The organism is Sphingomonas sp. BL2, assembly GCF_056680015.1.
Genome location: NZ_CM155261.1, coordinates 3,495,447 through 3,521,852 on the forward strand (window position 1 = coordinate 3,495,447; position 26,406 = coordinate 3,521,852).

The following is a 26,406-nucleotide window of genomic DNA, read 5'->3' on the forward strand; positions in this document are numbered from 1 at the left end:
GTCGGATGCGGGTGCTGTTGATCGAGGACGACCGCGATCTGGCGCAGGCGCTAACCGCGGCGCTGGCGCCACGTGGTTTCGCGGTCGATCTCGCGCGCAGCGGCTACGAGGCCGAGGCGTATCTGAAGGACGGCGATTACGCGGCGGTCCTGCTCGATCTTGGTCTGCCCGACGAGGATGGGCTCGCGCTGCTCCACCGGATGCGCACACGCGGCGACACCCGCCCCGTCCTCATTCTCACCGCGCGCGGCACGATCGACGCACGCATCCGCGGCTTGAACGAAGGCGCCGACGATTATCTCGTGAAGCCGTTCGACGTCGACGAACTTCACGCCCGACTGCTCGCTGTCCTGCGACGCCAAGGTGGATATCTTGGCAGGTCGCTGACGTGCGGACAGCTTACGTTCGACGTCGAGATCCGCGTCGCGCACGTCGACGGCGCGACGGTCGCGTTGTCGGTACGCGAGACGGAGCTCCTCGAACTGCTGCTGCGCCGAGCCGGCAACGTGGTGCCCAAGCGGATCGCGGAGGATCACCTGTTCGGGCTCGGCGGGGAGCTCGGCTCGAACGCGGTCGAGGTTTACGTCCACCGCCTCCGAAAGAAACTCGACGAGGCCGCCAGCGGCGCGCGGATCGAGACGGTCCGCGGGGTCGGCTACATCATCGTGTGCAAGCCGTGAGACTGCGCCTGCCCAAATCCTTACTGGGTCAGTTCGTAGCACTCCATGTCGTCACCGCGCTAATCGCGACGCTCGCGCTGTCACTTGGCGTAGCAATGCTGCTCCACAGTACAGCGGACCATTACCAGCGCCGGTTGCTCCAGCAGCAGGCGGCCATCGTCGCAAGCGCCCTCCCGTTGGCCGCGCTGCCCGGCGACGTCCTGACCGACGGCATGGCGGTCGCGATCGTCGACCGCAGCCGCGCCGTCCTGATGGCGAAAGGCCCCGCTCGCCCCCGGATCGTCGCCGCCATACCGATGGACCACGGCGCACATTTCTTCCGCCGTGGCGTGATCGAGGCGTACAGCGTACCGGTAGCCGGCGGTCGCTGGATCGTCGCGTCGCAGGACAGCGCCGCCCCCGAAGTCATCACCGACGACATCGTTAGCGCCTTCCTCAAGCGGTTCGCGCTGCTCGTCCTGCCGATCGCCGGGCTGGTGCCCTTGATCGGAGCTTTACTGACTCGACGGCTGACGCGACGGATGCAGGCGGTGTCGGCGACCGCCGCCGCGATCGGCCCGCGCACGCTCGACACGCGCCTGCCGCGCGGCACGTTGCCCTCCGAAGTCGAGCCGCTCGCCGCTGCAACCAACGAAGCACTCGACCGGCTCGAGGACGGGTTCCGGACGCAGGCTGCATTCGCCGCCGATATCGCGCACGAACTGCGCACGCCACTCGCGGTGATCCGCCTTCGCGCCGACGCGGTCGACGACGCGGCCGTGAAGGACGCGCTGCTCGCATCGGTGGACCGCGCCGCCCGCGTCGTCGCGCAAATGCTCGCGCTCGCCGATCTCGAACGCCCGGTCGAAGATGCCGGCGAACCACTCGACCTTGCTGCCTTGGCGGAAGCGGTCGTCGCCAGTCGTGCACCCAGCATCCTTGCAGCCGGCCGAACGATCGCGCTGGAAGACCTGTCAGCCGATACCGGGAGCATCGGCTATCCCGGCGCCATACTCCTCGCGCTCGAGAATCTCGTCGACAACGCCGTGCGCCATACCGCCCCCGGCACCGCGATCGTCGTGCGCGTCGGCCCCGGTGCCCGTATCAGTGTGATTGACGACGGCGTCGGGGTGGCACCCGAGCATCTCGCCCGGCTCAAGCATCGTTTTTGGCGCGGCGACGGATCACGGTCGGAAGGCTCGGGGATCGGCCTGTCGATCGTCGACCGCGTGGCACGCGCGCATCATGGCCTGCTCGACATTGCGCCCGGGCCAGGTGACAAGGGACTGTGTTTCGAGATTGCATTCGGATCGATACAACGAAGAGACCGGTAGCAAACCTCAGCAGTTCGACTAGGGGCGCCGGATACAGCAACGTCGCATCGATCGCCGCCGTTTAGTCTCTGCGAGCCGCCATGCTACAGGCGGATCGACTCCCGCGTCGAGGGCAGCGAGACCGCGCTGACGATCATCGTTGCCAGCCGCGTCGCGTTTCACGGGTCATGCGCCGCGGATCAGGTCCGTCCTCGATGCCCCGGCTGTCGAGCGAAGAAGGCTATTGCGGCCCGATCCGAATGGATCAGCGCGTTTCACGGCGCTTGTCTTTGCCAGTACGTATCGAGGACATGCGTTGGTGCCGGCCGTGCCGCGTTGAACATCATTGTCCTCGGCTGGGCACCCTGCTGTCCTTCAGTAGAACGCTGCTACGTTCAGCGTACCCGTCGCCCGAAGCAGTGCTGTTTCGCTGGTGAGCAGGTCGCTTCGGCTACTTGCAAGCGCCAATTGCGCGCCGCGCAGACGCTCGTCGGCGATCAGGATATCGAGCGTGGAGGGCAAGCCCACCGCATATTTGGCCTTTATGCCAGCGAGCGCGCGATCGGCAGCGATGACCGCTTGCGTGTTGGCATCTACTAGCGTTCTGGCAGCGACCACGTTTGCCCAAGCAGTATCCGACGCGGGGGTCGCGGCGTCTCGATGCGGCGATCCATGCTGGCTCCACTGATCCCGGCTATGCTTTCTGGAAAGTCAGATGTCACGATTAGTCATCCATGCGCGAGTGTCCAGATTCGGACGGTGACTGTCCAGCTGCGGACAGTCACAGCCCCGGCTGCTCAACCACGCACGGAATGGCCGTCGAGCCCGGCGGTACGGTGCGCCTGTTCGACGACGTCGCGACGGCAGGACTGCTCCATTGCGGACCGCAGCCGGTCATCCTGCGCGCAAACCAGGTTCGCCGCGCCAGCGACGCGACGGTCGAAAACGGCCCGACCAGCGGCGTTGCTCAGATCAAGATCGTGATACTTTACCGTGGTTTGCCGGCGAGCGTCGATCCCGACCGTGCTTGCGCTGGCAGGGTTGGAGACGGCGACGAGGCTCGCACTACCGGCAAGGCTGACGATGGAGCAGACGATTTGTTGGGTCATAGTCATGGCAAGATCCTTTCGATCGGCGGTGTTGCCGATCCACCGTCCTCAGCATGAGCCGTGCCAAACTGGCTAAGTATCTATTTTAGCTACCATGCTTTCAGCACAGCTGATCTCAGCCATGTCGTTCGTGGTCATGATCGGACACTCGGTGTCCACGGCTGGACACTGGCACGTATCTTGATTGTGGGGCAGGTATGACCAAAGCTGTGCCGATGTCTCTCACGCCCTCCTTCGATCGCTGCCTCGTCGTCGACGATGACGGGGACATCCTGCTCGCCGCGCGCCTACTGCTCGCGCCGATGTTCTGCGAAGTCATCACGACCACCTCCCCGGACGAAGCGGTGGCAGCGATGAAACGCGGGCATTTCGATGCAGTGCTGCTCGACGCGAACTTTGCGCGGGGTGCGACCGACGGCTCGGAAGGGTTCCGCTGGCTCGGGCTCATGCAGGCGGCCGATCCAGCCGCCGCAATCGTCATGATCACTGCGCATGGCAGCGTCACGGTGGCGGTGGCCGCGATGAAGCAGGGTGCGACCGATTTCGTCTCGAAGCCTTGGAAGAACGATCGGCTGCTGGGGACAGTGCGCAACGCTGCTTCGCTTGGCCGGATGCGTCGAACAGATACCGGTCCCACGACAACCAAAGCGATCGGCTCGCCGTTGCTTGGCACGTCGCCGGCAATGGCGCGCGTCCAGTCACTGATTGAGAAGGCCGCGCCGACCGATGCGAACGTCTTGATCCTGGGGGAGAACGGTACCGGCAAGGAACTGGTCGCGCGTGAACTGCACCGCCTGTCGCGACGGGCCGCGGGTGATCTGGTGACGGTCGATCTCGGTGCGATTTCAGAGACCTTGTTCGATTCCGAGCTGTTCGGCCATGCCAAGGGCGCGTTCACGGACGCGCGTACGGATCGTGTAGGACGGCTTCAGTCGGCCGATGGCGGTACGCTGTTCCTCGACGAGATCGGCAATCTTCCGCTTCACCTCCAGCCCAAATTGCTGACTGCGCTGGAGCAACGCCGCGTCACGCCGGTCGGTACGAACAGACCGGTAGCGATCGACATCCGCGTGGTGTCCGCAACGAACATGGCCGTGACGAGCCTCAGCGACGAGCGGCTGTTTCGGCAGGATCTGCTGTTCCGGCTCAACACCGTCGAGATTGAATTGCCGCCATTACGCGAGCGTCGCGAGGACATTGCGCTGCTGCTGAACACGTTCCTCGACGAGTTCCGCATGCGATACGACAAGCCCGATCGAAAATTACCGGCCGATGTCCTCGCAGCCCTTGTTGCATATGACTGGCCCGGCAACGTCCGCGCGCTGCGCCACGCCGCTGAGCGCGCGGTCATTCTCGCCGAGGGCGGCACCTATGCACTGACCGATTTTCCACTTGGCCGATCGGCACCGGTAGCCGAGGCGACTCCCGTCGACGACCTCAACCTCGACCGTGTCGAGCGGCAGGCGATCGAGCAGGCCTTGAAGAAACACGCCTTCAATATTTCGACTGCTGCCACGGAACTGGGACTGTCGCGCGGCACGCTGTATCGGCGGATGGAAAAGCATGGCCTTTAAACGCAGTTTCGTGGTGCGCCTCGCAGCTCGCGTCTTGCTTTTGCTGGTCGCGTTGAGTGTTGCAAGCCTCCTCGCCGCCTACCAGCGCGCACCGACGGCAATGCTTCTTGCTGTCGGCCTTGCGCTTTTCATCACGATTGGTCTCTGGCGCCTCGTATCTGAGAGCAATGCCGATCTCGCTCGGTTCGTCGCCGCGCTCGATCGCGGCGACCTGAGCCAGTCGTTCACCTGGAGCGGCCGGGGCGCGGGCTTCGACCGGTTGGGAGCAGCGTACGAACGCGCCATCGGTCGGCTACGCGAGGAACGAACTGGAGGCGCCACCGCGGCTACCTTTGCTAGCGCGCTCGCTGACGGCGCCCCCATACCGTTGCTTGTTCTCGGCCCTGGCAACGCTCTAACCCTGGGAAACAAGGCAGCGAGACAACAGTTCGGCCGCGGAACGCCGACGAACGTCGCCGCGCTGGAAATTTACGGCGACGCTTTCGTCGACCTGCTCCGCAGCGCAACGCCTGGACCAAGCCGGCTTGGCCGGATCGTCGTGCACGGCCTGTCGCAGCGCGTCGTCATCGATACCACGCTGATCGAACTGAGCGGCGACGCACGGCGGATCGTCGCGGTAAAGATCATCCAGGCCGAACTCGACAGTGCGGAACTCGCCGCGCAGATCGACCTCGTCCGCGTCCTGACGCACGAGATCATGAACTCGTTGACGCCGGTGACCTCGCTCGCAGCAACCGCAGAGCAGCTTCTCGACGCGCTGGACGCAACCAACAATCCGGCTATCGGCGACGCGCAACTCGCTGTTGCTGCACTGGCGCGACGCGCTGGCGAACTCGAACATTTTGTCGAGACCTACAAGGGCTTCAGCGAGGCTCCGGTACTGCGCCGCGAACCCATCGACATCGGCGACTGGTTGACCCGGACCGCAGCGATCCACGCCGCAACGCCAAACGTCAGTGCGGCCGCGACGCTGGAGATCATGCCCGGCTTGCCGCCGCTCGACGGGGACGTAGCGCTGCTGACACAGGTCCTACTCAACCTGCTGAAGAACGCCGGCGAGGCGGTCGCTGATACTCCACGACCGACTATTATCCTGACCGCCGAACTCAAGCCGCAAAGTCGCATCAGGATCGCGGTAACAGATAACGGTCCAGGCATTCCAACCCACCTGTCGCGCGAAGTGTTCCTGCCGTTTTTCACGACCAAGCCGCGCGGCAGTGGTATAGGTCTCAGTTTCGCGCGGCAGATCGTCCTTCTCCACGGTGGGCGGATCGAGGCCGGTAGCGGCTTGCCAAGCCGGATCGAAATGGACCTCCCAACGGTAGTCGACTAAACATCGCATTTACTGGCAAGCACAGTCGCTTAGGCGACGCAGAAGCTGGTGTTCGGCTGTAGATTTCGCATTTTCCGCTGCTGTCATATGATCATGTCTGCTCCGGCCCGAAGCAACCGGTCTTTCTGCGATAGCGTAGCCAGCGGACGAGCGCGGGGACGCGGTCCATTCCCTAGTTTCAGCGAGCGTGTGGCCGAAATTTTCTGGCCAGACCTGTTCGTTGGTTATCTCAAGTTCGGCTTGGCTCCACCAACGATGGACGGCCATCACAGTATGCTCCATCTTGGTCGAGTTGACGTTCGACACCGCTCACGGATAGCCGCCTCGTCAAAGCCCTCTTCTTCGGCAAGACCGCCTCCGCGCGTCGCCTAGAAGGTTTGCCCCATGAGAGCGCCCTTCTTGTGCTCAAAGCGAAACAGCAAATCGTGATCGTCTGGATCAAGAACCAACAATCGGGAGGACCGTCGCCGCAATATGCAGTCCCCTAATGTCGGAGGAACCGATCCGGCAACCTAGAGCCGCGTCAAACACTCACCATTTGCAGCAATCCGCGAGCCGCACGTCTGCGAACAGCTTGCGCAGATCGAGCCAGGCGGAGCGGCCTGACGGATCGAAGTACGGTGCCGCGTGGCTCAGGCAACCCTGTTCGCGAGCACCACATCGAGAAGGCCGGGAAAGCGCCGGTCAAAATCCACGCGTCGCAGCGTGTTGATCATCTCGCGTCCAGCTTGGGTCGTCTCGATCAACCCCGCGGCGCGAAGCAGCTTCAGGTGATTGGACAGCGTGCTTTTGGGGATCGACTCGCACGGTGCGGCGTCGGTGCAGCTTAACCGCTCGGTCGCGGCCAGTCGCGCCACCATAGCCAATCGATTAGGATCGGCCAGCGCGTGCAGCGCGAGATCGAGTGGAACGTCCTCTAGCCTGGGATGCGTGAAACGGGGCATCAGCCTCATATAAGAGCGCACCCGACTGGAAGCAAAGCGGCACGGATTTAATAGTTCGGATATGTTGAACTGTGGAATCGTCGACTTATCTTCTGTTTTGCCGACAGCGCACGACGGCGTGATCGCGGGCCACATTTCGGAGAATTGACATGTCACTTCAGGGCAAGACGGCGCTCGTCACCGGTGGATCGCGCGGCATCGGCGCGGCAATCGCCAAGCGGCTAGCGGCCGACGGTGCGGCCGTCGCGATCACCTATGCCGGTAACAAGGCTGCCGCAGACGCCACAGTGGCGGCAATCGAGCGCGCTGGCGGGACCGCCTTTGCGTTCCAGGCCGACGCGGCCAACCCAGCGTCGCAGCGCGCTGGCGTGGAGCAGGCTGCAGCAGCGCTGGGCGCGATTGATATCCTGGTCCACAATGCCGGGGTGGCCGAGTTCTCCGCCGTCGCCGACGATACAGATGAGACCTTCGATCGTCAGTTCGGCGTCAACGTAAAGGGCCTCCACGTCGGTACCCGCGCAGCGCTGTCGCACCTGAACGATGGCGGGCGGATCATCCTGATAGGCAGCGTCTCGGGCGAACTCGCCTTTCCGGCGACCGCGGTATACAGTGCGACCAAGGCCGCGGTAGCGGCGTTGGCGCGTGGCTGGGCCAAAGACCTCGCGTCCCGCAATATCCTTGTCAACACGGTACAGCCGGGCCCGATCGACACCGACATGAACCCAGCTGACGGGGAGTTCGCGCAGCAGATGGTCGGTTTCATTCCGCTCGGCCGCTACGGCAAGGTCGAGGAGATTGCGGGCGCGGTCGCGTTCCTTGCCGGGCCAGATGCCAGTTACATCACGGGGACCACACTCAATATTGACGGGGGCGCGGCTGCGTAAAAGCTAGCGATTGGCCCCTCCGCTAGATTGGAGGGGCTGCTTGCACGACAGTGCATCGAGGCGCAGACCCGAAGTGGTCGTCAGGGAGCTCTCGGCCCCCACTGGAACCAGCCGCTCGTCCAGCTTCGACTTTCGCGGCCATCGGATATCTCGCGAACGACTGGGTGGCTTCGAACGACGCAAGAGGTTTCGCTCCTATTGCGCGCTAAGCTTAGTCTAAGCCGGTCTTACCGGGGGCCCAATAGGCCTTGGTAATAAGCCGCGTCGTCGGAACCGACCTCTGTCGCAGGCTCCGTCGAAGCGTTTGGATCGTCGCGGCCTTTCCAGTGAGCACGAAGGAAGCTTCGATCGCAACTGCGTTAGAGAGAGATGCTTCCAGCGCCGCGATATGCGCGCCATCGGTGCGCCGTGCGATCAGCGTGGCGCTATGGATATCCAGGTTGGCCACCACTTGCCGAGCGCCGACAACGTCTTCGATCTCGAGACAGGACGTGACTAGCCGCGTTGGATCCTGATGGATCGCCGCATAAGCAAGGCCGATCGAGGTCTCGTCGCCAACGATGACGAGCGTCCCAGGCAGTCCACCGATGTCCAGCGACGCGCGGGGACCAAAGACGTCGCATGGGTCACCCGGCACCACCGTGCGGACCCAAGCGCTCCCCGGTCCGGCGCCATGGGAATATCCCAGAATGCTCATCCGCCCGGCTGACACGTTCCAACCGATCGGTGTATAAGTCCGGGTTACGAACGCCGAGCCCATGGCGATCTGTACCTTCTGTCCCGGTCGCCACGTCACGTTCGTGAGCGCATCGCCCTCCAGAGTGATCAGATGGAAGCGATCCGCCAATCGTTCATTGGCGGCAACGGTCGCGGGCTTCATCCACAATCGCGACACCGCCCTGCTTAGCCGGCCTGGCCCTTTTGCGGTCGATATCGCCAGCGCATCCATTACGACAGCTTTACCGAAAATTCGTTGCCGCGACCTTCGTCCGGCAAGGCCAGCGACATGTAACCGTTGGCAGGATCGCGGACATACGCCTGATATCCCGGCTCGAACGCATTTTCCCCGAGGATCACGGCACCGGTCTTCAGCCACGGCTCGATCAGCTTGAGCACCGGCAGATACAGCGAGAACGCGCCGTCCACCAACACCAGGTCGACGGCGCCTCCGACATCCTTGAGCGTCTCCAATGCATCGCCGGTGCGGATATCGACGAGGTCAGCGAGACCCGCCGCCTGCAGATTGGCACGAGCTCGCGCGACCTTGCCGACCTCCATCTCGCTGCCGATCAGATGGCCGCCGCCATTGTCGCGCAGCGCCGCGGCAAGGTAGATCGTCGAGATCCCCATCGAGGTCCCGAACTCGACGATCCGGGTCGCTTTGCAGGCGCGCGCGATCGCGTAGAGGAACCGGCCATACTCCGACGAGACCGCAAGAAAATTGTCGGCACGCTCGCGGTAGGTCGCGCGAAAGTCCGCGCGCTCATCGGCCAGCAGGCTCGTCACCAGTGCTTCGATTGAGGCACCTGGTGCCGCGATCTTCGCCTGCATCGCTTCGACGTGGTCGTGGTCCGCCGTCTCGGCGTCAAGGTGCAACCTTTCCAGAAGGTCGGCTAGGCGGGGGCTGTTCAGCGTGTTCATGACGATCCCTGCGGATGCCCGAAGCCGGGATGGCTCGACGGGGCGATAGCAATCAGATAGCCGGGCGCGGCCTTGGCGTCGTTACGAAGGACGGACATAATGTTATTCGATTTCGCCACCACCTCCCCTTTTTGGGACTGCTGCCCATGCCGATCCTGAACGCGTTGCAGGATTTCGAATGGGTCGATCCGGATATCGTGCCGCGCCCAATCGTCGCCTTCGGCGCCCAGATGTCCGATGTCGGGGGGTTCGAACTGGAACCTCATAGTCACGCCAAGGGTCAGTTGCTGCTGGTCCAGCGCGGCGCGCTGAGTTGTGAGGTAGAGGGCGGGTTGTGGGTCGTACCCCCGCGCAGTGCCATCTGGATTCCCGGCGGTGCGGTGCATGCCATCAAGGCGACCGGTGCGCTCGAAGGGTATAACGCGTTCGTCGATGCCGCGGTGGACACGCATTTGCCAAAGACCTGCTGTGCGGTGTCGGTGACTCCTTTGCTGCGCGAACTGCTGACACGCGCCGCGCATCTCCCATATTACTATGAGGAAGGCAGCGCGAACACGCGGCTGGTGGCGGTGCTGCTCGATGAACTCGCCGCAGCGCAGGTTGAAGATCTGCATCTGCCTATGCCGACCGATCCGCGGCTACGTCGCATCGTCGACGAGTTAATGGCGTTCCCGGCGAACCGAGGGACGTTAGCAATCTGGGCCCGACGCGCCGGTTTGAGCGAGCGCACGCTGCTGCGGCTAATCAAGCGGGAGACGGGAATGAGCTTTGGTCGATGGCGCCAACAACTCGGGGTAGTGCTCGCGGTGAAGTGGCTGGCCGGCGGCGCCTCGATCCAGCAGGTGACGAGCGACCTAGGATATGAAAGCGTCCCCAGCTTCGTGACGATGTTCCGTAAAGCGCTTGGCACCTCGCCCGGGCGATACATGGCGGAACGCTACTCGGGCTGACGATTGAACCACGCTCCGGGAGACAGCGAGATCTGAAACGTCCGATCGCCTACATAGCGTTTAGGTGGTCGACCTTGAGGACGATTGCGCAGAACTCCGTCTCGATCGCGCACGGCATGCCGGGGCAATGTGGACCTGACCGTGACCGATGCATCCTATCGCGGCTTCTGCGTCGGTGGATGCTGTCGACGATCGTAGTTTCGGCGAGACGTGGCTCGCGTTAATCCAGTTCGGCTGGTGGCAGGTGCCGTTGCCGATGCTCGCCGCGATCGTGATGGTTTGCGGCCAGATCGATCGCAGCCGCTGGATTGCCACGCTGTTGTCGTCATAGTGATCGTGGACAACGACTGCTTGAGGGACGCTGCATGAGGCAATGGTCATGGATCCTGAAGCGGATCATCCGGCAAATCTGGTTCCGCGCGGCGATCATCAGCCTGCTCAGCGTCGCACTGGCGATCGTCGCCGGGCTCGTCACGCCATATCTGCCCTACACGTTCGATGCGGATATCGGGCAGCGATCGGTGGGCACGATCCTTCAGATCATGGCCTCCAGCATGCTGGCGGTCACGACCTTTTCCCTGACTGCGATGGTCAGCGCCTATTCCTCGGCGACGCAGCTCGCGACACCGCGGGCGACGCAGCTTATGGTGAGCGATCCGACTTCGCAGAACGCGCTGTCGACCTTCCTCGGCGCCTTCGTCTTTTCGATGGTGGGTATCGTCGGGCTGAACACCAGCGCCTACGGCCATGACGGCCGGATCATCCTATTCGCGGCAACGGTGCTGATCATCCTGCTGGTGGTCGGCACGTTGCTGCGGTGGATCGGCCATATCACGGCTTTCGGACGGATGGCCGACGTGATCGACCGTGTCGAGGAGGCCGCGACCAAGGCGATGCAGGATTTTGCCGCGCATCCGTATCTCGGTGGGCGGGCTCCCGTCGCCATCCCCGCCGATGCCGTGGCGCTTAGCGCGCCGCAGACCGGCTACATCACGCATATCGACGTTGCCGCGCTCGGCACCATCGCCGACCGTCACAGCCTGACGGTGTATGTCGCTATCTTGCCCGGCGCGATGATGCACCCCGCGCGTACGCTCCTGCAGGTCGAGGGGGAGGCAAACGACGCCGTCCGGTCGACACTGGTCAAGACCTTCACGATTGAGCGACATCGCTCGTTCGACCAGGACCCGCGGCTGGGCCTGATCGCATTGTCCGAGATCGCGAGCCGTGCGCTGGCCCCTGCAACCAACGATCCGGGCACGGGGATCGAGGTCCTCAACGCCTTGCTTCGCGTGTTCCTGACGCTACGGCCGGGCGCATCGCGCCGCGATGACAAGGTCAAGACCTATCCGGTGCATATCGGCAGACCGACGATGGACGATATGCTGGCCGACGCGTTCGGTCCGATCCTGCGCGAAGGCCTTCAGGAGATCGAAGTATCGCTGCGGCTGACCGCAACGCTGGCGGCGCTGCACGCGAACCTGCCTCATTCCCAGGCTGCGATCGAAAGCTGGGCGCACCGCCACGCAAGGCGGGTGGCATCGACGATGCCGGATCCTGACGACCTGAGGGTATTCGACACGGCCTACAGAAAGCTTTGGCGTGCTTGAGGCTGGGGCATGGCTCCAGTTTGCCGCACAAACCCGTTGAAAAACGGCGCCACCAGCAGCGGCGATACCGGCAAATAGCGACCACACGCCAGAGGGGTCCCACCGCAGCAGCAGGCCGCCCGCGATTCTCACCAGTATTGCGGCCGCAACGAGGATTGGCGCGGTGGCACGAGGTACGCGGCGGTAGTGAGGCACCGCAACCGACACGACGCTCTTTCGCCTGTGGCACTGCGTGCAGCATCAGGAACCCAACCGAAAACCCGACAAGTGGGGGCAGAACGAGAAGTGCTGTCGTCCGACCAGAAGACGTCGATCATGACGCAGAGTGCCGAATTACACGCCGCCTTAAGCAGGGCAATATTGCGCGAGGAAATCATGATGTCGCGGGAGCGTCCGGACCGTGCCCGCTATTCCTCTGGACAGGTCTTCGAAGGAGGTTTGCAGCTCCTGCGCTTTGATAATGCTTGCGATACGATGATGCGCGCGCGGCACGACGCCTTGTCCCAACATAACCGAAACCCAGGAATCTATCCTGAAAAGGTCGTCCTGTCCCTGCCAGGCGCCTGCGGTGTTCGTGAAGAGCGCGATCCGCTCAGCGAGGCTATCAGGAATCGTCATACGAGCGCAGTCGCGCCAGAACGGAGAATCGTCACGTTGGGTGACGTGGTAATGGAGGATGATGAAGTCGCGCACATGCTCCCACTCGTGCCGGGACTGCGCGTTGAAGCGCGCCGCGAGGGCGACGTGATCGTCGCCGCGGAATGGGAACAGCTGGATCAGGCGGATCACCGCATTCATGATCAGATGGATGCTGGTCGACTCGAGGGGCTCGATGAATCCCGCCGCCAGACCCAGCGCAATACAGTTTCGGTTCCAGGCCTGGCGTCGCATCCCGGAGCGGAAACGCAGCGGTCGCGGCTCGAACAGCGGGCGGCCATCCAGAGCACCGATCAACGTGGCGTGCGCCTCGTCGTCACTCATGTGCGCGCTGGAATAGACGAGACCGTTGCCGGTCCGCGTCTGAAGCGGAATTTGCCAGCGCCAGCCGGCACCGTGCGCGATTGCACGCGTGTACGGCACGGGCGGGGCGACCGTCTCGGTCTGCACGGCAAGCGCCCGGTCGGTCGAGAGCCATTCCGACCAGTCCTCAAAGCCGGTCCCGAGCGTTGCTTCGGTCAGGATCGCGCGGAAGCCGGTGCAATCGATGAACAGGTCGCCCGCGATCCGCTCGCCCGATGCCATGACGAGCGCTGTGATATCGCCCCCCTCGCCGTCGCGTTCGACTTGCTCGATGCGTCCCTCGACGCGGCGGACGCCCCAGGGTTCGGCGAGCGTGCGCAGGAAGCGCGCATAGGCGGTCGCGTCGAGGTGATAGGCGTAGGCCAGAGAATGCTGCTCGTCGTGACCGAACAGGCCGGCGCCGGCTGCCTGCTGTTCGAGCGAATAGTCGCCGTACGCGCCACCGAACCCGCGTGCGCGTGCCTCCAGCCAGAAATGCTGGAAGTCGGCGATCGCCACCGACCTGCCGACGCTGCCGAACGGATGGAAATAGCGGTCGCCGACCTGGCGCCAGTTCTCGAATGCGATGCCGAGCTTGAACGTCGCCTGGGTGGCACGCATGAACGAAGCTTCGTCGATGCCGAGAAAGGCGTGGAAACCGCGCGCGGTCGGAATGGTGGACTCACCCACGCCGACGGTGCCGATCTCGTCCGATTCGACCAGCGTCACATCGACGAGCGACCCCAGTTGCCGGACAATCGCCGCAGCGGCGATCCAGCCCGCGGTGCCACCACCCGCGACGACGACGCGGGTCCGTGGAGGTTCAGACGTATCGGTCATCGGTTGAGCCGGTGCAACAGATAGGCGCGCAACTGACGTGCGCCGGTCTCGTCCAGCGGCGCGAGCGGTCCGCGTGCGGGTGGCGGCAGATGCGCCGCGACTGCCTCCGCATCGCCGAACACGTAATGATCGAACATCGCGCGCCACGCGCGCTTCTCCTGCGCGGGCCGGTCGCGTAGGCTCAGCAGCGCATGCAGCATCGTGTCCATCGGCGTATCCATGAAGGCGGGTGCCGCATTCCACCAATAGTTCACGAGCACGTTGAAGTCGTCGAGCGCCTCGACATGGTGCCACCACAAGGCCGGGTAGACGAGGACGTCGCCAGCCTCCAGGTCGGCCACCGATCCGGCGCCGACAGCGGCGGCGAAGCGTGGAAAGGCATCGCGATCGGGCGCGGCGAAATCCACCATGCTCACCACCTGCCCTCCGGGAGTCGGCGAGAGCGGACCGGGATAGAGGTTGGCGACCTGGTCCGGTGGGAACAGCGTGAAGCGTCGCCGCCCGACCGCGCAGACCGCCGCGTTGTTCGACATGTCGTGGTGCGCGGACGCGACCGTGCGGTTGCCGATCCAGATGCTGGCGAGCGGCGGATGGCGATCGAACACGTCGCCGTGCGGCACCAGATCGTTCTCGGCGCGAAAGCCAGGGAGATAGGTGTCGAGATCGGTGGAGCCGATATAATAAGCGGGTGCGTCGGCGTCGCCGAGATGACCGAGCACGGAATCGAGGAATTCGCCCAGCGCGATCCGCTTGGCGGTGAAGTTCATCGCGGTGGCGGTCTCGTCATAATGGAAGCGTCCCCTGATCGCGGGATCGCCGACATAGCCGGTGACAGGACGGCCTGCGTCGAACCGGCGCAGATATGCGGCAGCCTCTTGCGGCGAGCTGCGTCCGGCCTGGACCAACGGCCAGTCGGCGGCGAGCCCGCGCAGGATTACCGGCTCGTCGATTGCTATCAACGCCTCCAGATCGAGGACACCGGAGTGATCGATCTCGCGCACCTTTCGCGATACGCGCAAGGCCTCAGCCATGAAACTCGTTCCGCAGCTTCCGATCGATCAGGTGCCGAAGGTTACCGAGCGACGAGGCGATCCACAACGCCGGACGCAAGAAGTCGTCGCGGTGGAGCCGTGCTAGGGTATCGCCATCGAGCGCTGCGAGCCGCTCCGCATCAATGGTAAGCCGGTCAGGAATATCGTACCGCCGCCCATCGGCGAGATCGAGTTGCAGCGTCGCGGGTTCGAGCAGGCCTGCCGCCTCAAATGCCTCGAACATCGCCTTTTCGGTCTCCAGACCGACATAAATCCGTTGCAGCATCGCAGAGACGTGATCGAGCAACGGCGCGTTACCACCGAGGTCACGGAACACCGGCTCGCCTTTGTCGACGATGCGCGGATGGTCCGGGTCGACGTGGATCATCGGCTCGCCATTGGCATCCACACCGATCGAGAAGGGACCGCGCGCCCGTGCCGCCGGCACGTACCGCGCGTCCCATCGCTCGCCGTCGAGAAACAGGTTTTCGTCCGGATCGAGCCCCAGCAGAACCGTGGCGAAAAGAACGCCGTGCTCGTCGCGCCGCAGCAGGATCGCATAGTCGCGCTGCAGTTCCTCGAACTCGGCCGGGAAGACGCGCGTCTGGTTGATCGCATCGCCGTAGCGTGCGTGATGACCGACCGCGACACGCAGGTCGCGGTGGTCGACATTGTTGAGAAGTATCGGGGACGCCATGAGATGATCCTAGACGAAGAAGGCCGCTGTCGTCAGCGGCCTTCTTGCCGCTTGGTCAGAAGCGGTATCGCGCTCCGACCAGATACCGCGCAGACCCTTCCGCAAGATACCAGATGTTGCTCTTGTCGCGGCCATAGGAGCGCACGCCCTCCTCGGTGATGTTGATGGCTTCGAACCCGAGCGAAAACCGCGGGGTCAGGTCGAAATTCACCGAAAGGTCGAGCTGGCCGTAGGGCGCGGTGAACACCGGATTGCGATCACCGCCGCGGTTGATGCCGCTGAGGAACTTATCGCGCCAGTTGTACGACAGGCGCGCCGAGATTCCGCTCTTGTCGTAGATCAGCGTGGCGTTGGCGGTATCCGAAAGACCGACCAGCGCGAACGTGTTGACGCTCGGATCGGCCGCGATGTCGATGCCGATGTTCCCGCGGACCAGCGTGTAGCTGGCTGCCAGGCCGAAGCCCGTATCCCCGAGGAAATACTGCCCGGCGAGTTCGACGCCGTAGATGTGAGCATCCTGGTTGTTGATCGGCGTATTCACCGCGAAGTTGAACAGCGGATCCTGGCCATTGGCGGTGATATCGTACTGGCCGAGTATCTGATCGACGAACCCCTGGTTCAACGCGCGGCTCTGCGTGTTGTAGTTGGCCGCGAACTGGGCGTTCGTCGTCGCGACATTGCCCGCATTCTGCTGCAACAGTGCCGTGTAGGTGAACAGGTTCACGTCGGTGATGTCGGCGTTGAACGTACCGGCGAGCTGCTGGCGAGCGGTGCCCGAGCGCGTCCCGGCGGTGCCCGAAGTCGGATCGCGCAAACCGAACAGGTTGCGGTTGACCACGGTCTGACCGATGAAGTTATGGACCTTCTTGTTGAAGAAACCCGCCGACAAAAACACGTCCTTGCGCGGATACCATTCGAGCGAGACGTCGATGTTGTCCGACGACAGCGGATCGAGATCGGTATTGTGCGCAGTGCCGGTGGCAATGCCACCGATCGCCGTCGGGCGGCCTGGACCGGCGACGTTGGTCGAGGCGAACAGATCGCCGTAACCAGCACGCGAGATCGTCTTGCTGTACGATGCGCGGGCGAAGAGGTTATCGACGACCTCGAACTTGGCATCCACCGACGGCAGCCAGTTGCTGTAACCGCCACGCGACGACAGCGTCTGCCGATCCGCGGTGTTCGCCACGAAGAAGTCATTGTCGGCAGTCCAGACGACGGCGGTCGGCACCGGCTGGAGCGAAACCGCCCGCACCTTGGTGTTCTCATACCGAACGCCGGCAACCAGCTGCGCGTTGTGGTCGAACAGTTTGCCGTTCCAGGATGCCTGGGCGTAGCCCGACCAGATGTTCTCGCGGACGCGGTTGTCATCGTTCGCGTCGATGTTGTCCGCGTGGTTCACGCCGTCGTTCGTCACGCCGAGATAATAGTCGTGTAGCGTGTTGTAGAGCTTCGTCGCGTCCTGCGTGCGGAATGCCACCAGGGTGTTGGCGTCCGGATTCCCATCGTTGTGCTCGAACTTGCACACGTTGCAGAACTGGAAGACCTGACCGGGCGCGAGACGCGCGATGTCGGGCGGCAGCGAATTGCCCCAGTCACCCAGGACCTGACGCGTGTTGTACTGCGTCTGACGCGTATTCGTGGTGCGGTAGTCAGCACCAGCGTCGAGGCGGAGCTGATCGTTCAATGCCCATCCCGCGTCGGCGCGCAGTTCCTTCACCCGCTGCGTCTGGTTGGACGCGAACTGACGCTGCACGGCGCTCGACAGATCACCGAGATCGATCACGCCGTTGCCGTTGCCCTTGATGAAGGACTGGCCGTTGGGAGTCGTGCTGGCCGAACCATCGTTAATCGCGATCGTCTGTTGCGGGAAGCCATCCTTGCCCAGCGTAAGGGAATGCGCGGCGACGACCGGTGCGTTGAAGGCGACGGTTGTCGAAGTCTGACCATTGGGATTGTCAGGCGAACTGTCGGCCCGACCGATGTGGCCGTCGATCGCCAGTGAGAAGCGCTCGGTAGGCTTCCATTCGATGTTGCCGCCGAAATCGTAAAGCTTGTTCTTCTGCGCACGATAAGCCTGCTCGAAGGCTTCATCCTTCACGCCGTTGATCGTTTCGGACAGGAAGCTCGTCGTCGCGATGCCGTTGCTGGCGTCGTCGAACGTGACCACGCCGAACGGGCGGTTGAACCAGTTGGACTGGGTCGAGCGACGTTCGGACTGGCGCAGCTGGGCGTAGAGACCGTCTGCAGTGAAGGTCAGCGTATCGGTCGGACGGAATTGAATGACGCCCGACCCGTTGATGCGCTCGCGGCTCGCCTCGGAAAAGTGATAGCGCGAGTCGTTCGGTACGGAGACCAGGACATTGCCGTTGCTTGGACGGTTGTTGATCACCGTCTGGCCGTTGACGAAGCCGTTGCCGGGATTGAGGAAATCGGTCAGCGACCGGATGTTCCAGTTGTCGGGGGCGACGCTCGAAAAGCTGAAGTTGCGCTTTTGGTAGCTACCGAACAACGACACGCCAAAGCGCTGGTTGGGATCGCTCCAGCTGGCGGTACCCGACACTTCGGGCGTTACGCGCGCGCCGCAGTCGAAACAGTCTGACGAGCTATTGTCATAGCTACCCTTGACGCCGAGCGAGCCCAGCAGACCCGTGTCCTTGGAGTCGAGCGGACGACGGCTGACGACGTTCACAGCCGCGCCGATGCCACCCGAGGGGATCGCCGCCCGGCCGGTCTTGTAGACCTCCAACGTCTTTACGCCTTCGGAAGCGAGGTTGGAGAAGTCGAACGAACGACCGAAGCCACCGGCACCGTCACCGCCCTGATCGCCGCCCACTGCGACGATGTTCGATGTCGCGAGCTGACGGCCGTTGAGCGTAACGAGATTGTACTGCGCGCCGAAGCCGCGAACCGTGACGGTAGAGCCTTCGCCGTTGCGGCGATCGATCGACACGCCGGTAATGCGCTGCAGCGATTCAGCGAGATTGGTGTTGGCGAACTTGCCGATGTCTTCCGCGCTGATCGCATCGACCACGCCGAACGAATCGCGCTTGATCGCGATCGATCGTTCGAGCGAGGCACGAACGCCAGTTACGACGATCTCGTCGCTTGGGGCCTGGTCGGGCATCGCGTTGGTCGCGGTCGCGCCGGTCTCGACCTGCGGAGCGCCTGGCGACGTATCGGCCTGCGGGGTTCCTTGTTGGGCCTGTTCCGACGGTGTGGGAACTGGCGCGGCCTGCGCATTCGCCAAGGCGGGTATTGTCAGCCCCGCCACCAACGCGAATACCGATGTCGTCCGCGCGAACGCCGACGGAATAGATCCCCTCATATTCATCCTCCCCTTACCGGCATGTCCCTACCGGTATATGATCCTGGCGGTGTAGCCCCGCGTCGCTCAACCGTGCTGCCGTCCGACATCGATGTCAATCAGCGCGTGACATCGATGTCCATCATGCGCCGATTTGTTTCAAGGTGTGTCAAAAGCAGCACGGGCCGACTTCAGACGTCGGTCAGTCAGCCTGACCGTGCCTGCCGCGACCGTGGTCTGCGCGTCCGTTGCGATTTTCAGTGCATAGGTACCGCCCTTGACGCGCCAACCCGCGGTCTCCCACTGCGCCAACGCGCGGGGATCGGCAGTGATCGTCACGGTTCTGGTTTCGCCAGCCGCCAGCGTCTGACGTGACCAGCCAACCAACCGAGGCGCTCCGCCGCCCGGCGACGTTGCGTATAGTTGAGGTACGGCGGTGCCCGTACGTGCAGTCTGATTGGTGACGGTGAACGTCACGCTGGCATTGGTCCCGCCCGAAAACCGCGGGTTGCTGATCTTCGTGCTGGCATAGCTCAGTCCGAAGCCGAACGGGAACAGCGGTGTGTCCTTGCGTGCAGCATACCATCGGTAGCCGACGTTCGCCCCCTCCTGATAGGTGACGGGATAGGCCGGAAGCAGGCTGGCATCTCCGGCGCCGGCATTGGCGGAGGCATCGTTGCTGGTCGCGCCAGTCGGCGATGTGACCGGCCGAGGACGAGGAAGTTGCTCGATCGTCCGGGGGAAGCTGATCGGCAGACGGCCCGATGCATCGACCTCGCCGAACAACACGCGCGCGATCGCTTCACCGCCGCGCTGGCCCGGATACCAGGCTTCGACGATCGCCGGCACCCGCGTGGCCCACGGCATCAGTACAGGTCCGCCGGTCTCCAGCACGACGATGGTGCGTCTGTTGGCGGCGGCGACCGCGTCGATCACCGCATCCTGATCATCGGGGAGCGAAAGCGATGGCGCGTCTTGCGCTTCGGTCTGCCAATGCGTTGCAAACACGATGGCGAGGTCGGCGGCACGGGCCGCCTTGCCGGCAGCGACCGGTTCGGTGCCGTCGACGAACGTCACCTGCGCGTTCGGCGCCAGTGCCTTGATCGCGCGCAGCGGGGATGACGAATGATAGGTGACCCGGGCGAACGACGCCGCCGCGCCAGTCTTGAGTGGAATTTCGATCGGTACGCCGCCGACGGAGCGAACCTGGGACGAACCGCCCCCGGACAGCACGCCGACGTCGGCATGCCCGCCGATGACCACGATCGACCGCACCGTCTTGGCAAGCGGCAAAAGCCCATTCTCATTCCTGAGCAGAACAATTCCGGCCTCGGCGGTACGCTGCGCGATGTCGGCGTGCGCAACATAGTCGATCGGCTGTGCGGATTTAGGCGTGGGATTGTCGTAAAGACCGCTGGCGATGACCCCGGTCAGGATCCGGCGTACCATGTCGTCGAGCCGTGCCGACGAGACGCGCCCGGCAGCGACGGCGTCCGCGAGCAGCGTGCCGAAGTAGACCTTGGCATCCAATTCCTGACCTGACTCCTGATCGAGCCCTGCGTTGGCTGCCTTCTCAGTAGAGTGTACGGCACCCCAGTCGGACATGACGAACCCGGGATATTTCCAGTCCCTGCGCAGGACGTCGGTCAACAGGAACTTGTTCTCGCAAGCATAGTCACCGTCGATGCGATTATACGCGCACATCACCGAACCCGGCTTCCCATCCGCAATCGCGATCTCGAACGCCAGCAGGTCGCTTTCCCGTAATGCCGCCGGATCGATCCGCGCGTCGAGAACGGCTCGTCCGGTCTCTTGGCTGTTCAGGACGAAATGCTTGATCGTCGAAACGATATGGTTCGACTGGACGCCCCGGATCGACGCCGCGCCCATGACGCCTGTCAGCAGCGGATCTTCGCCGAGATACTCGAAGTTCCGCCCGTTCCAGGCATCACGCGTCAGGTTCACGCCGCCCGCAAGCAATACGTTGAAGGTCTTCGCCCGCGCTTCGCTGCCGATCATCGCGCCCCCGGCATAAGCGATCGCGGGATCGAAACTCGCGGCAGTGGCAAGGCTTGCGGGAAGCGCAGTGGCCACATCGCCCTTGCGCTGCTCGACCTGGTTGGCAACGCCCAGCGACGCATCGCTTTCGCGCAACGTCGGTATGCCCAGACGTGGGACACCGGGCACGTAACCGGCAGACGGTATCATGTCGGACGTTACCGGCTTTGCCATCGGCGGAAATATGCCGTGAACGTAGCGCAGCTTTTCGGCCTTGGTCATCGCTTTTACAAGAGCGTCCGCCCGATCCGCTGCGGTTCTCGTCGTATCGCGCCAGATCTCGGACGTGCGTGCGCCCGTTCCGCTAGTCGCCTTCGACGCCGACGTCTGTGAAGGCGGCGTACCCGGCAGAGTCTGCGCCGACAGCGCCATCGGCGCGACGCTCAGCAGCGCGCAGGCGATGCGCGGAAATCCCGTGCTCATCGTAAATATCCTCCCATGCCGCATTTTCCGAGCGGCTTGGCAGCGTGATCGCCAACTCCGACATCGATGTCAATGCGAAGCACGATGCCGTCGTCATAGATTGCGCAGCAGCCCCGCCTTGCTAGGATGAGGGGTGAACACAAGCAGCATACCCCTTGCGCCCGCTACCGGCGAACAGCGCGCGACACTGCTGTTCCAGCTTTGTGTCGGCGTCTATTTTCTTGGCGGATTCCTCAACTCGCTGGTCGGATTGCTGGTGCCCCGGTTGCGGATGATCGAAGGACTCAACCACACCCGCTCGCTGCTGGTGCAGTTCGCGTTCCATTCGAGCTATCTCCTCTTCGCTGTGCCGATCACCGTGCTGGTGGTGAAGTTCGGCTACATGCGAAGCATCGCGGCGGGGCTGGTCGTCATTGCGCTCGGTTGCGGCCTGCTGGCTGCATCGCTTGGGTCGCTTGGATACATAACGGTTCTACTCGCGCTTCTCGCGGTAGCTGGGGGCGTCACCTTCCTGCAGATCGCCGCCAACATAGTCGTTCCGGTGGTCGAACCGGCACGCCGCGCCGTCTCGCGACTGACCTTGCTGCAAGGCTTCAACTCGCTCGGTACCGTGCTCGCGTCGCTGGCAGGGTCCACGCTGCTGCTGGGGACTGGCCGGCAACGATCCGGCGACCTGGCAGACCACTTACGAGTCGTTCTGCCGTTCCTAGCAGTGGGGCTGGTCGCGCTTGCGCTGGCTGCAGCCTTCATCTGCCGACGCGACCTGCTGCGCGCGTCCTCGACGCCGCGTCGCGTGCCGCTCTCCGGCATCGTCGGCGTGCTGTCGAACCGGCGCTTGCTGGCGGGTGGCGGCGCGATGTTCGCCTATGTCGGTGCCGAGGTCACGATCGGGACGCTGCTCGTAGAATATCTGGCGATGCCCGACATTCTGGACGTCTCGCCGGTCGCGGCGGGGCAACTCGTAGGTCTGTACTGGACCGGTGCGCTGGTCGGCCGACTGGTAGGCGCCCGCTACCTCACCCGCTATGGTGCGCCGACGATGCTGTTCGGCTGCGCGATCGCCGCCGCCGCGCTCGTGGCGCTGGCGATGGGCTTGCAAGGGCCGGTTGCCGCCGCGGCACTGCTCGCCGTCGGGCTGTGCAACGCTATCATGTATCCGACGATCTTCGCGCTTTCGCTACCCGACGATCATTCCACCGCGACGTACGCCTCAATGCTGTTGTGCATGGTCGTCGTCGGCGGTGCCATCATCCCGTTGCTGACCGGCGTTGTCGCGGACGTGGTAGGCTTAACGCTGTCATTCACGCTCCCAGGCGCCTGCTATATCGTCATCGCGGCGTTCGCGTGGTGGCGGCATCGAACATGGACACTATAACACGATGATGCCGCCGGTCACCATCAAGGATGTCGCGCGCGCTGCAGGCGTGTCACCCAAGACCGTTTCGCGGGTGATGAATGCGGAGGCGCATGTTCGGCCAGCGGTGCGGGATCATGTCCTGCGCGTCGTCGCGGAACTGGACTATCGCCCGAACGCTCACGCCCGCAGCCTGTCGAGTTCGCGATCCTACCTTATTGCATTGTTCTTTGACGATCCGGCATCGGGCTACGCCGCAGAGGTCCAAGTCGGTGCGATGGCCCGCTGCCGCCATCACGGCTATCATCTCGTCGTCGAACGGATCGACCGCGGCGGGCCTGGGGCGCTCGACGAGGTATCGAGAACGTTGCAGGCCTTGCAGCTCGCCGGGGTCATACTCACCCCTCCGATCTGCGACTGGTCCGATCTCACCGACTTGCTCGATGACCGCGGCATCCCGTTCGTGAAACTAAATTCATCACGAACGGGTTCATCGGCCGCGGTGATCCATATCGACGACTATCAAGCCGCGCGCGATATGACCGATCACCTCATCGCCTTGGGGCACCGCGACATTGCCTTCGTTCAGGGGATAGTTTCACACGATGCGGCCGGCAAAAGACTGGCGGGATTTAGCGATGCGATGCGCTGCGCAGGGATTGGCATTAGAGATGCCTGGGTTCAGTCCGGTGATTTCAGCTTCCGATCCGGCATGGCGGCCGGCGACGCGATTCTGTCGACCGATGACCGACCGAGCGCTGTGTTCGCCGCCAATGACGAGATGGCTTTAGGGGTTCTGGTCAGCGCCGCGCGCAGGAACATTGCCGTACCCGCGGCCCTGTCCGTCGTCGGCTTCGACGATGCGCCCGTTTCTCGCATGGCGTGGCCGCAACTGACGACCATTCGCCAACCCAATGCCGTTCTCGCAAGCGTTGCCATCGATATCCTGGCCGATCACTCGTACCAACAGGCGGGCGACCGGCCCGCGCGATCAGTTCAGGTACCGTATACCTTTATCGGCCGTTCAAGTTCGGGACCGCTTGACGTACAAACAGGCTAAACGAATGCGCTCGATCTGACCGTGATCTCCAGCGTCGCAGGATCGGCCGATCGGAGGCGGCGTCCCCGTTGCCGAATTCGGCCGGCGTATCGGTCAACCCCGTTCGCACCAAGGCTAGAACACCTTCCGCAACCGCAGGCTCATGGCGCGGCCCGACGGGTCGAGATAGGCGGGTTGATAACTCAACGGTGTCTCGCCCAGTCGGTCGCGCACGTTCGGGCGGGCATTGAAAATGTTCGTGACGCCGAGCGTTAGTCGCGTCCCCTTCAACCAGGCGGATGCTGGACCGCCTCGAACGCGCTCCCCAAGATTGACGAAGAGGTTGAAGTCGACGGTAGCGAGGCTCCCGAAATGCAGCCGATCGCTTGCGCCGTCCGCCCCGCCAATGTCGGTCCCGCTGCGCCAGGTCGCGGAGAGCCGTCCCCCCAGACCGCGCTTCGCGGCCCCGGCCACGAGGTCGACCTTGTGGCGACGACGACCGCCAAGGGAGTCGATCGCCCCGCCATCGAGCAGATCGAGCGAGGGCAGTCCACCGCGCAGCCGCAGCGAGTCCTCGAAATACCAGCTATGATACACGCTTACATATAATCGGCTTGCGGCGTTGGCTATATTGCGCGCGAAGGCGCTGCCGGGCTCGGGCGTGAAGGTGAAGCTTCCGTCCGGACCTGGCTTCATCTGCGAAACCATGCTGTCCGGTATTCGAATGATGCCGTCTTGCATATCCGCTGGTACCGGTCCGAGCGGCTTGGTAAGGTTGAAGCCCCATCGCAACTGCTTTTGCCGCGTCTCGGCGACGTTGACAGGCCTCGTGTCGATCTGACGCAGCCGGCCTTCCTGGTCGCGGACGAAACGGTCGGGAAACGCCGCTTCGAGCGCCGGCGTTACGATAGGGAATGCGATGATGGAATCATCGACGCTGGTCGCGACATAGCTGAGATTGAACGTCAGATCGGTGCGAGCGAGCGGACGGATGTTGAGCCCGAGCCGGAACGCGTGCCGATCGTCGTTGCGCAGACGCGGGTTCCCCCCGGAAACTTGCGTGATGTCGACCACCTCGCCTCGGGCAAGGTCGAAGGTGCGGACGTTGGGCGTGACGAGCAAGGGCCCGCCCAGTTGGTCGAGTGTCGGTGCCTCCTGCTCGCTGGAGCCCGACACTATAAGGCTGATCGTCTTGGCCGGAGCCCAGTTCAAGCCATAGCCGAACGTGCGCAGGCGTCCGGCCTCGGACAAGCTTGCCAACGCGATGTTGCCGTTGGCGGAAAGCCGGCCGAGCCTCGACGCGCCTCCATCAACTGATCCCAGCAGTGGCAAGTCGAGGTTGAGTTGAAATCCGGCTGTATCGCGCCCAAGGTTCGATCGCTGCGACGACGTGCCACGGCTCGATCGGCTGTCGAGGTCGCGAACCTCAACGCCGCCCCGCACGGTTGCCGATAGCGGCCCAGCGGGTAGCTGAGCGACCGGGCCCGACAGCACGAGGTCGGTATTGCCAATCGAGCTGATCGAACGCGCATCGTCGCGCGGCGCGGTCGGATCGCTCAGGTCGGTTAACGTCCTGGAGGTGGCGCGGTCGTAATTGCCAAGCGCCGTCCATTGCCACTGGCCGATCCGCCCCCCCAGCGTTGCTCCTAGATGGGCGACATCGCCGTCGCTGTTGCGCCGCAATGGTCCTGTCGCGCCAAGGCCCAGCAGGCTCTCGCTTCGGTTCTCCTCGAACCGTCCGTTCAGCGTCCCGGTCGCATCGCCTAGCACCGGCCCGCTGATCACGCCGTTCAGGGTAAGCTGCTCGGTCGACGGGAGAAGTGTCCGGGCGCGTCCCGCCGTCGGCGCGCCTGCGATTTGTCGGACGTCACGATCGCTCTCCAGCACGTCCGTGGAACGGGCGTAGGTAGCGCCTAACCCGTAGCGCGTGTTGTTGCGGATCAGCAGGAAATCGGCGTCGGTATTACCCGTCGTCCTTCCTCCGTCGGTTGGTCCGGCGACGCCGATCTGACCGATGCCGGACCGATAGCGTTGAAAGGTCACGACGTTCACGACCTTCTGGTCCGCGCGGTAGCCATATTTGAGTGCCACCTCTTCGGGCAGGATCTCCATGCGCTCGATGGCCTCGGTCGGGATACGCGCGATTTCGGAGAAGCTCGAGACACGCCGACCGTTCAACAGAGTCACGGGCGCTCCATCGCCCTGCCCGCGCGCGCTAGCGACCTGTGGCCCGACGGCGCCCAAGAGATCTTCGATGTTGTCCGCGCCGACCGCCCGTATGTCGTTTGGCGAGAACGTCCGTTCAGGCCGGATGTCGCCGACCACCGATCCACGCGGCCGCCTGCCCGCCACGACGATGTCGTCCCCGTCTGCCTTCGCCGACGACGCGCCTTCGGTACGGCGGGGAGGCTTGCCCGCTGGAGAGCGGACGTCGGCACGCACGGTGGCTCCTTCAGCGCGCGGTATCGACACCGGTCGCGGCCCGGTTGGCGCCGTCACTTGCCGTGCCTCTAGCGCAGTGCCGCACGTTGCCGCCAACAGCCCTGCGATCCATTCCGCCTTCATCGTCATGTTGCATTCCCGAAACCAATGTCTCGGGCATCTTCAAGCGGAGTCCGGTAACGTCCTGATGGCCGGATGG

The 26,406-nt window shown here is 63.7% G+C and carries 20 protein-coding genes and 1 pseudogene; 10 read left to right on the forward strand and 11 right to left on the reverse strand.

Annotation, left to right across the window (positions count from 1 at the left end):
* Window positions 1-5: 5 nt before the first annotated feature.
* Both AC1ME3_RS16100 and AC1ME3_RS16105 read left to right on the forward strand, forming a co-directional pair.
* Window positions 6-680 (forward strand): response regulator, encoded by a 675-nt coding sequence (locus AC1ME3_RS16100; RefSeq protein WP_480953970.1) that lies wholly within the window; start codon window positions 6-8, stop codon window positions 678-680.
* Window positions 668-1,993: a sensor histidine kinase gene (locus AC1ME3_RS16105; protein ID WP_480953971.1), complete on the forward strand. Its 1,326-nt coding sequence runs from the start codon at window positions 668-670 to the stop codon at window positions 1,991-1,993. The genes AC1ME3_RS16100 and AC1ME3_RS16105 overlap by 13 nt, the downstream gene beginning before the upstream one ends.
* Before the next feature lie 354 nt (window positions 1,994-2,347).
* On the opposite strand, the pseudogene AC1ME3_RS16110 reads toward AC1ME3_RS16105, so the two are convergent.
* Window positions 2,348-2,593 (reverse strand): annotated as a pseudogene (locus AC1ME3_RS16110) (type I secretion protein TolC); the annotation flags it as partial.
* 176 nt (window positions 2,594-2,769) lie between these two features.
* Window positions 2,770-3,087: a UrcA family protein gene (locus AC1ME3_RS16115; RefSeq protein ID WP_480953972.1), complete on the reverse strand. Its 318-nt coding sequence runs from the start codon at window positions 3,085-3,087 to the stop codon at window positions 2,770-2,772.
* Window positions 3,088-3,296: 209 nt separating this feature from the next.
* Here AC1ME3_RS16115 and AC1ME3_RS16120 point away from each other — a divergent pair, with 209 nt between their 5' ends.
* A complete protein-coding gene (locus AC1ME3_RS16120) occupies window positions 3,297-4,655 on the forward strand; it encodes a sigma-54-dependent transcriptional regulator (RefSeq protein ID WP_480953973.1) in 1,359 nt (452 codons plus the stop codon).
* Entirely contained in the window at window positions 4,645-5,988 is a 1,344-nt protein-coding gene (locus tag AC1ME3_RS16125; protein WP_480953974.1) for a sensor histidine kinase, read from the forward strand. Before AC1ME3_RS16120 ends, AC1ME3_RS16125 begins: the two co-directional genes overlap by 11 nt.
* 632 nt (window positions 5,989-6,620) lie before the next feature.
* Here AC1ME3_RS16125 and AC1ME3_RS16130 read toward each other — a convergent pair.
* Window positions 6,621-6,932: an ArsR/SmtB family transcription factor gene (locus tag AC1ME3_RS16130; protein WP_480953975.1), complete on the reverse strand. Its 312-nt coding sequence runs from the start codon at window positions 6,930-6,932 to the stop codon at window positions 6,621-6,623.
* A gap of 149 nt (window positions 6,933-7,081) precedes the next feature.
* On the opposite strand from AC1ME3_RS16130, the gene AC1ME3_RS16135 reads away from it, so the two are divergent.
* Window positions 7,082-7,816 carry an SDR family oxidoreductase gene (locus AC1ME3_RS16135; RefSeq protein ID WP_480953976.1) on the forward strand — a complete coding sequence of 245 codons (735 nt, stop codon included), beginning with the start codon at window positions 7,082-7,084 and terminating at the stop codon, window positions 7,814-7,816.
* A 211-nt stretch (window positions 7,817-8,027) separates the two neighbouring features.
* Here the strand turns inward: AC1ME3_RS16135 and AC1ME3_RS16140 are convergent, their stop codons facing one another.
* Together AC1ME3_RS16140 and AC1ME3_RS16145 are read right to left on the reverse strand one after the other, a co-directional pair.
* A complete protein-coding gene (locus AC1ME3_RS16140; RefSeq protein WP_480953977.1) occupies window positions 8,028-8,765 on the reverse strand; it encodes a siderophore-interacting protein in 738 nt (245 codons plus the stop codon).
* Window positions 8,765-9,457, reverse strand: coding sequence for an O-methyltransferase (locus AC1ME3_RS16145; RefSeq protein ID WP_480953978.1), 693 nt, complete (start codon window positions 9,455-9,457; stop codon window positions 8,765-8,767). Before AC1ME3_RS16145 ends, AC1ME3_RS16140 begins: the two co-directional genes overlap by 1 nt.
* 146 nt (window positions 9,458-9,603) lie before the next feature.
* On the opposite strand from AC1ME3_RS16145, the gene AC1ME3_RS16150 reads away from it, so the two are divergent.
* The 3 genes from AC1ME3_RS16150 to AC1ME3_RS16160 all read left to right on the forward strand — a co-directional run bounded on the left by AC1ME3_RS16150 (window position 9,604) and on the right by AC1ME3_RS16160 (window position 12,017).
* Complete coding sequence (locus tag AC1ME3_RS16150) at window positions 9,604-10,407, forward strand: AraC family transcriptional regulator (protein WP_480953979.1); 804 nt, start codon at window positions 9,604-9,606, stop codon at window positions 10,405-10,407.
* A 175-nt stretch (window positions 10,408-10,582) separates the two neighbouring features.
* Window positions 10,583-10,738 carry a hypothetical protein gene (locus AC1ME3_RS16155; protein ID WP_480953980.1) on the forward strand — a complete coding sequence of 52 codons (156 nt, stop codon included), beginning with the start codon at window positions 10,583-10,585 and terminating at the stop codon, window positions 10,736-10,738.
* A gap of 34 nt (window positions 10,739-10,772) precedes the next feature.
* Window positions 10,773-12,017, forward strand: a complete 1,245-nt coding sequence (locus AC1ME3_RS16160; RefSeq protein WP_480953981.1) for a DUF2254 domain-containing protein — start codon at window positions 10,773-10,775, stop codon at window positions 12,015-12,017.
* Between the two features lie 345 nt (window positions 12,018-12,362).
* On the opposite strand, the gene AC1ME3_RS16165 is transcribed toward AC1ME3_RS16160, so the two are convergent.
* The 5 genes from AC1ME3_RS16165 to AC1ME3_RS16185 all read right to left on the reverse strand — a co-directional run bounded on the left by AC1ME3_RS16165 (window position 12,363) and on the right by AC1ME3_RS16185 (window position 21,372).
* The gene (locus AC1ME3_RS16165) at window positions 12,363-13,856 is read right to left on the reverse strand and encodes a tryptophan halogenase family protein (protein ID WP_480953982.1); all 1,494 of its coding nucleotides are present in this window, start codon (window positions 13,854-13,856) and stop codon (window positions 12,363-12,365) included.
* Window positions 13,853-14,887 carry a cupin-like domain-containing protein gene (locus AC1ME3_RS16170; protein WP_480953983.1) on the reverse strand — a complete coding sequence of 345 codons (1,035 nt, stop codon included), beginning with the start codon at window positions 14,885-14,887 and terminating at the stop codon, window positions 13,853-13,855. Before AC1ME3_RS16170 ends, AC1ME3_RS16165 begins: the two co-directional genes overlap by 4 nt.
* The gene (locus tag AC1ME3_RS16175; RefSeq protein WP_480953984.1) at window positions 14,880-15,584 is read right to left on the reverse strand and encodes a SapC family protein; all 705 of its coding nucleotides are present in this window, start codon (window positions 15,582-15,584) and stop codon (window positions 14,880-14,882) included. Before AC1ME3_RS16175 ends, AC1ME3_RS16170 begins: the two co-directional genes overlap by 8 nt.
* A 55-nt stretch (window positions 15,585-15,639) precedes the next feature.
* Window positions 15,640-18,912, reverse strand: a complete 3,273-nt coding sequence (locus AC1ME3_RS16180; protein ID WP_480953985.1) for a TonB-dependent receptor — start codon at window positions 18,910-18,912, stop codon at window positions 15,640-15,642.
* Between the two features lie 138 nt (window positions 18,913-19,050).
* On the reverse strand, window positions 19,051-21,372 hold the full coding sequence (locus AC1ME3_RS16185; RefSeq protein WP_480953986.1) for a beta-glucosidase family protein: 2,322 nt from the start codon (window positions 21,370-21,372) through the stop codon (window positions 19,051-19,053).
* A gap of 133 nt (window positions 21,373-21,505) precedes the next feature.
* On the opposite strand from AC1ME3_RS16185, the gene AC1ME3_RS16190 reads away from it, so the two are divergent.
* Window positions 21,506-22,747 (forward strand): MFS transporter, encoded by a 1,242-nt coding sequence (locus AC1ME3_RS16190; protein ID WP_480953987.1) that lies wholly within the window; start codon window positions 21,506-21,508, stop codon window positions 22,745-22,747.
* A 4-nt stretch (window positions 22,748-22,751) separates the two neighbouring features.
* The gene (locus AC1ME3_RS16195; protein WP_480953988.1) at window positions 22,752-23,786 is read left to right on the forward strand and encodes a LacI family DNA-binding transcriptional regulator; all 1,035 of its coding nucleotides are present in this window, start codon (window positions 22,752-22,754) and stop codon (window positions 23,784-23,786) included.
* Window positions 23,787-23,900: 114 nt separating this feature from the next.
* Here the strand turns inward: AC1ME3_RS16195 and AC1ME3_RS16200 are convergent, their stop codons facing one another.
* Window positions 23,901-26,336 carry a TonB-dependent receptor gene (locus AC1ME3_RS16200; protein ID WP_480953989.1) on the reverse strand — a complete coding sequence of 812 codons (2,436 nt, stop codon included), beginning with the start codon at window positions 26,334-26,336 and terminating at the stop codon, window positions 23,901-23,903.
* Window positions 26,337-26,406: the final 70 nt, after the last annotated feature.

What these genes read in the sequence shown, in the direction of transcription:
- AC1ME3_RS16100 (WP_480953970.1), top strand. Translation starts at nt 6, where the DNA reads ATGCGGGTGCTGTTGATCGAGGACGACCGCGATCTGGCGCAGGCGCTA.
- AC1ME3_RS16115 (WP_480953972.1), bottom strand. Translation starts at nt 3,087, where the DNA reads ATGACTATGACCCAACAAATCGTCTGCTCCATCGTCAGCCTTGCCGGT.
- AC1ME3_RS16120 (WP_480953973.1), top strand. Translation starts at nt 3,297, where the DNA reads ATGTCTCTCACGCCCTCCTTCGATCGCTGCCTCGTCGTCGACGATGAC.
- AC1ME3_RS16125 (WP_480953974.1), top strand. Translation starts at nt 4,645, where the DNA reads ATGGCCTTTAAACGCAGTTTCGTGGTGCGCCTCGCAGCTCGCGTCTTG.
- AC1ME3_RS16130 (WP_480953975.1), bottom strand. Translation starts at nt 6,932, where the DNA reads ATGCCCCGTTTCACGCATCCCAGGCTAGAGGACGTTCCACTCGATCTC.
- AC1ME3_RS16135 (WP_480953976.1), top strand. Translation starts at nt 7,082, where the DNA reads ATGTCACTTCAGGGCAAGACGGCGCTCGTCACCGGTGGATCGCGCGGC.
- AC1ME3_RS16140 (WP_480953977.1), bottom strand. Translation starts at nt 8,765, where the DNA reads ATGGATGCGCTGGCGATATCGACCGCAAAAGGGCCAGGCCGGCTAAGC.
- AC1ME3_RS16145 (WP_480953978.1), bottom strand. Translation starts at nt 9,457, where the DNA reads ATGAACACGCTGAACAGCCCCCGCCTAGCCGACCTTCTGGAAAGGTTG.
- AC1ME3_RS16150 (WP_480953979.1), top strand. Translation starts at nt 9,604, where the DNA reads ATGCCGATCCTGAACGCGTTGCAGGATTTCGAATGGGTCGATCCGGAT.
- AC1ME3_RS16160 (WP_480953981.1), top strand. Translation starts at nt 10,773, where the DNA reads ATGAGGCAATGGTCATGGATCCTGAAGCGGATCATCCGGCAAATCTGG.
- AC1ME3_RS16165 (WP_480953982.1), bottom strand. Translation starts at nt 13,856, where the DNA reads ATGACCGATACGTCTGAACCTCCACGGACCCGCGTCGTCGTCGCGGGT.
- AC1ME3_RS16170 (WP_480953983.1), bottom strand. Translation starts at nt 14,887, where the DNA reads ATGGCTGAGGCCTTGCGCGTATCGCGAAAGGTGCGCGAGATCGATCAC.
- AC1ME3_RS16175 (WP_480953984.1), bottom strand. Translation starts at nt 15,584, where the DNA reads ATGGCGTCCCCGATACTTCTCAACAATGTCGACCACCGCGACCTGCGT.
- AC1ME3_RS16180 (WP_480953985.1), bottom strand. Translation starts at nt 18,912, where the DNA reads ATGAGGGGATCTATTCCGTCGGCGTTCGCGCGGACGACATCGGTATTC.
- AC1ME3_RS16185 (WP_480953986.1), bottom strand. Translation starts at nt 21,372, where the DNA reads ATGAGCACGGGATTTCCGCGCATCGCCTGCGCGCTGCTGAGCGTCGCG.
- AC1ME3_RS16195 (WP_480953988.1), top strand. Translation starts at nt 22,752, where the DNA reads ATGATGCCGCCGGTCACCATCAAGGATGTCGCGCGCGCTGCAGGCGTG.
- AC1ME3_RS16200 (WP_480953989.1), bottom strand. Translation starts at nt 26,336, where the DNA reads ATGACGATGAAGGCGGAATGGATCGCAGGGCTGTTGGCGGCAACGTGC.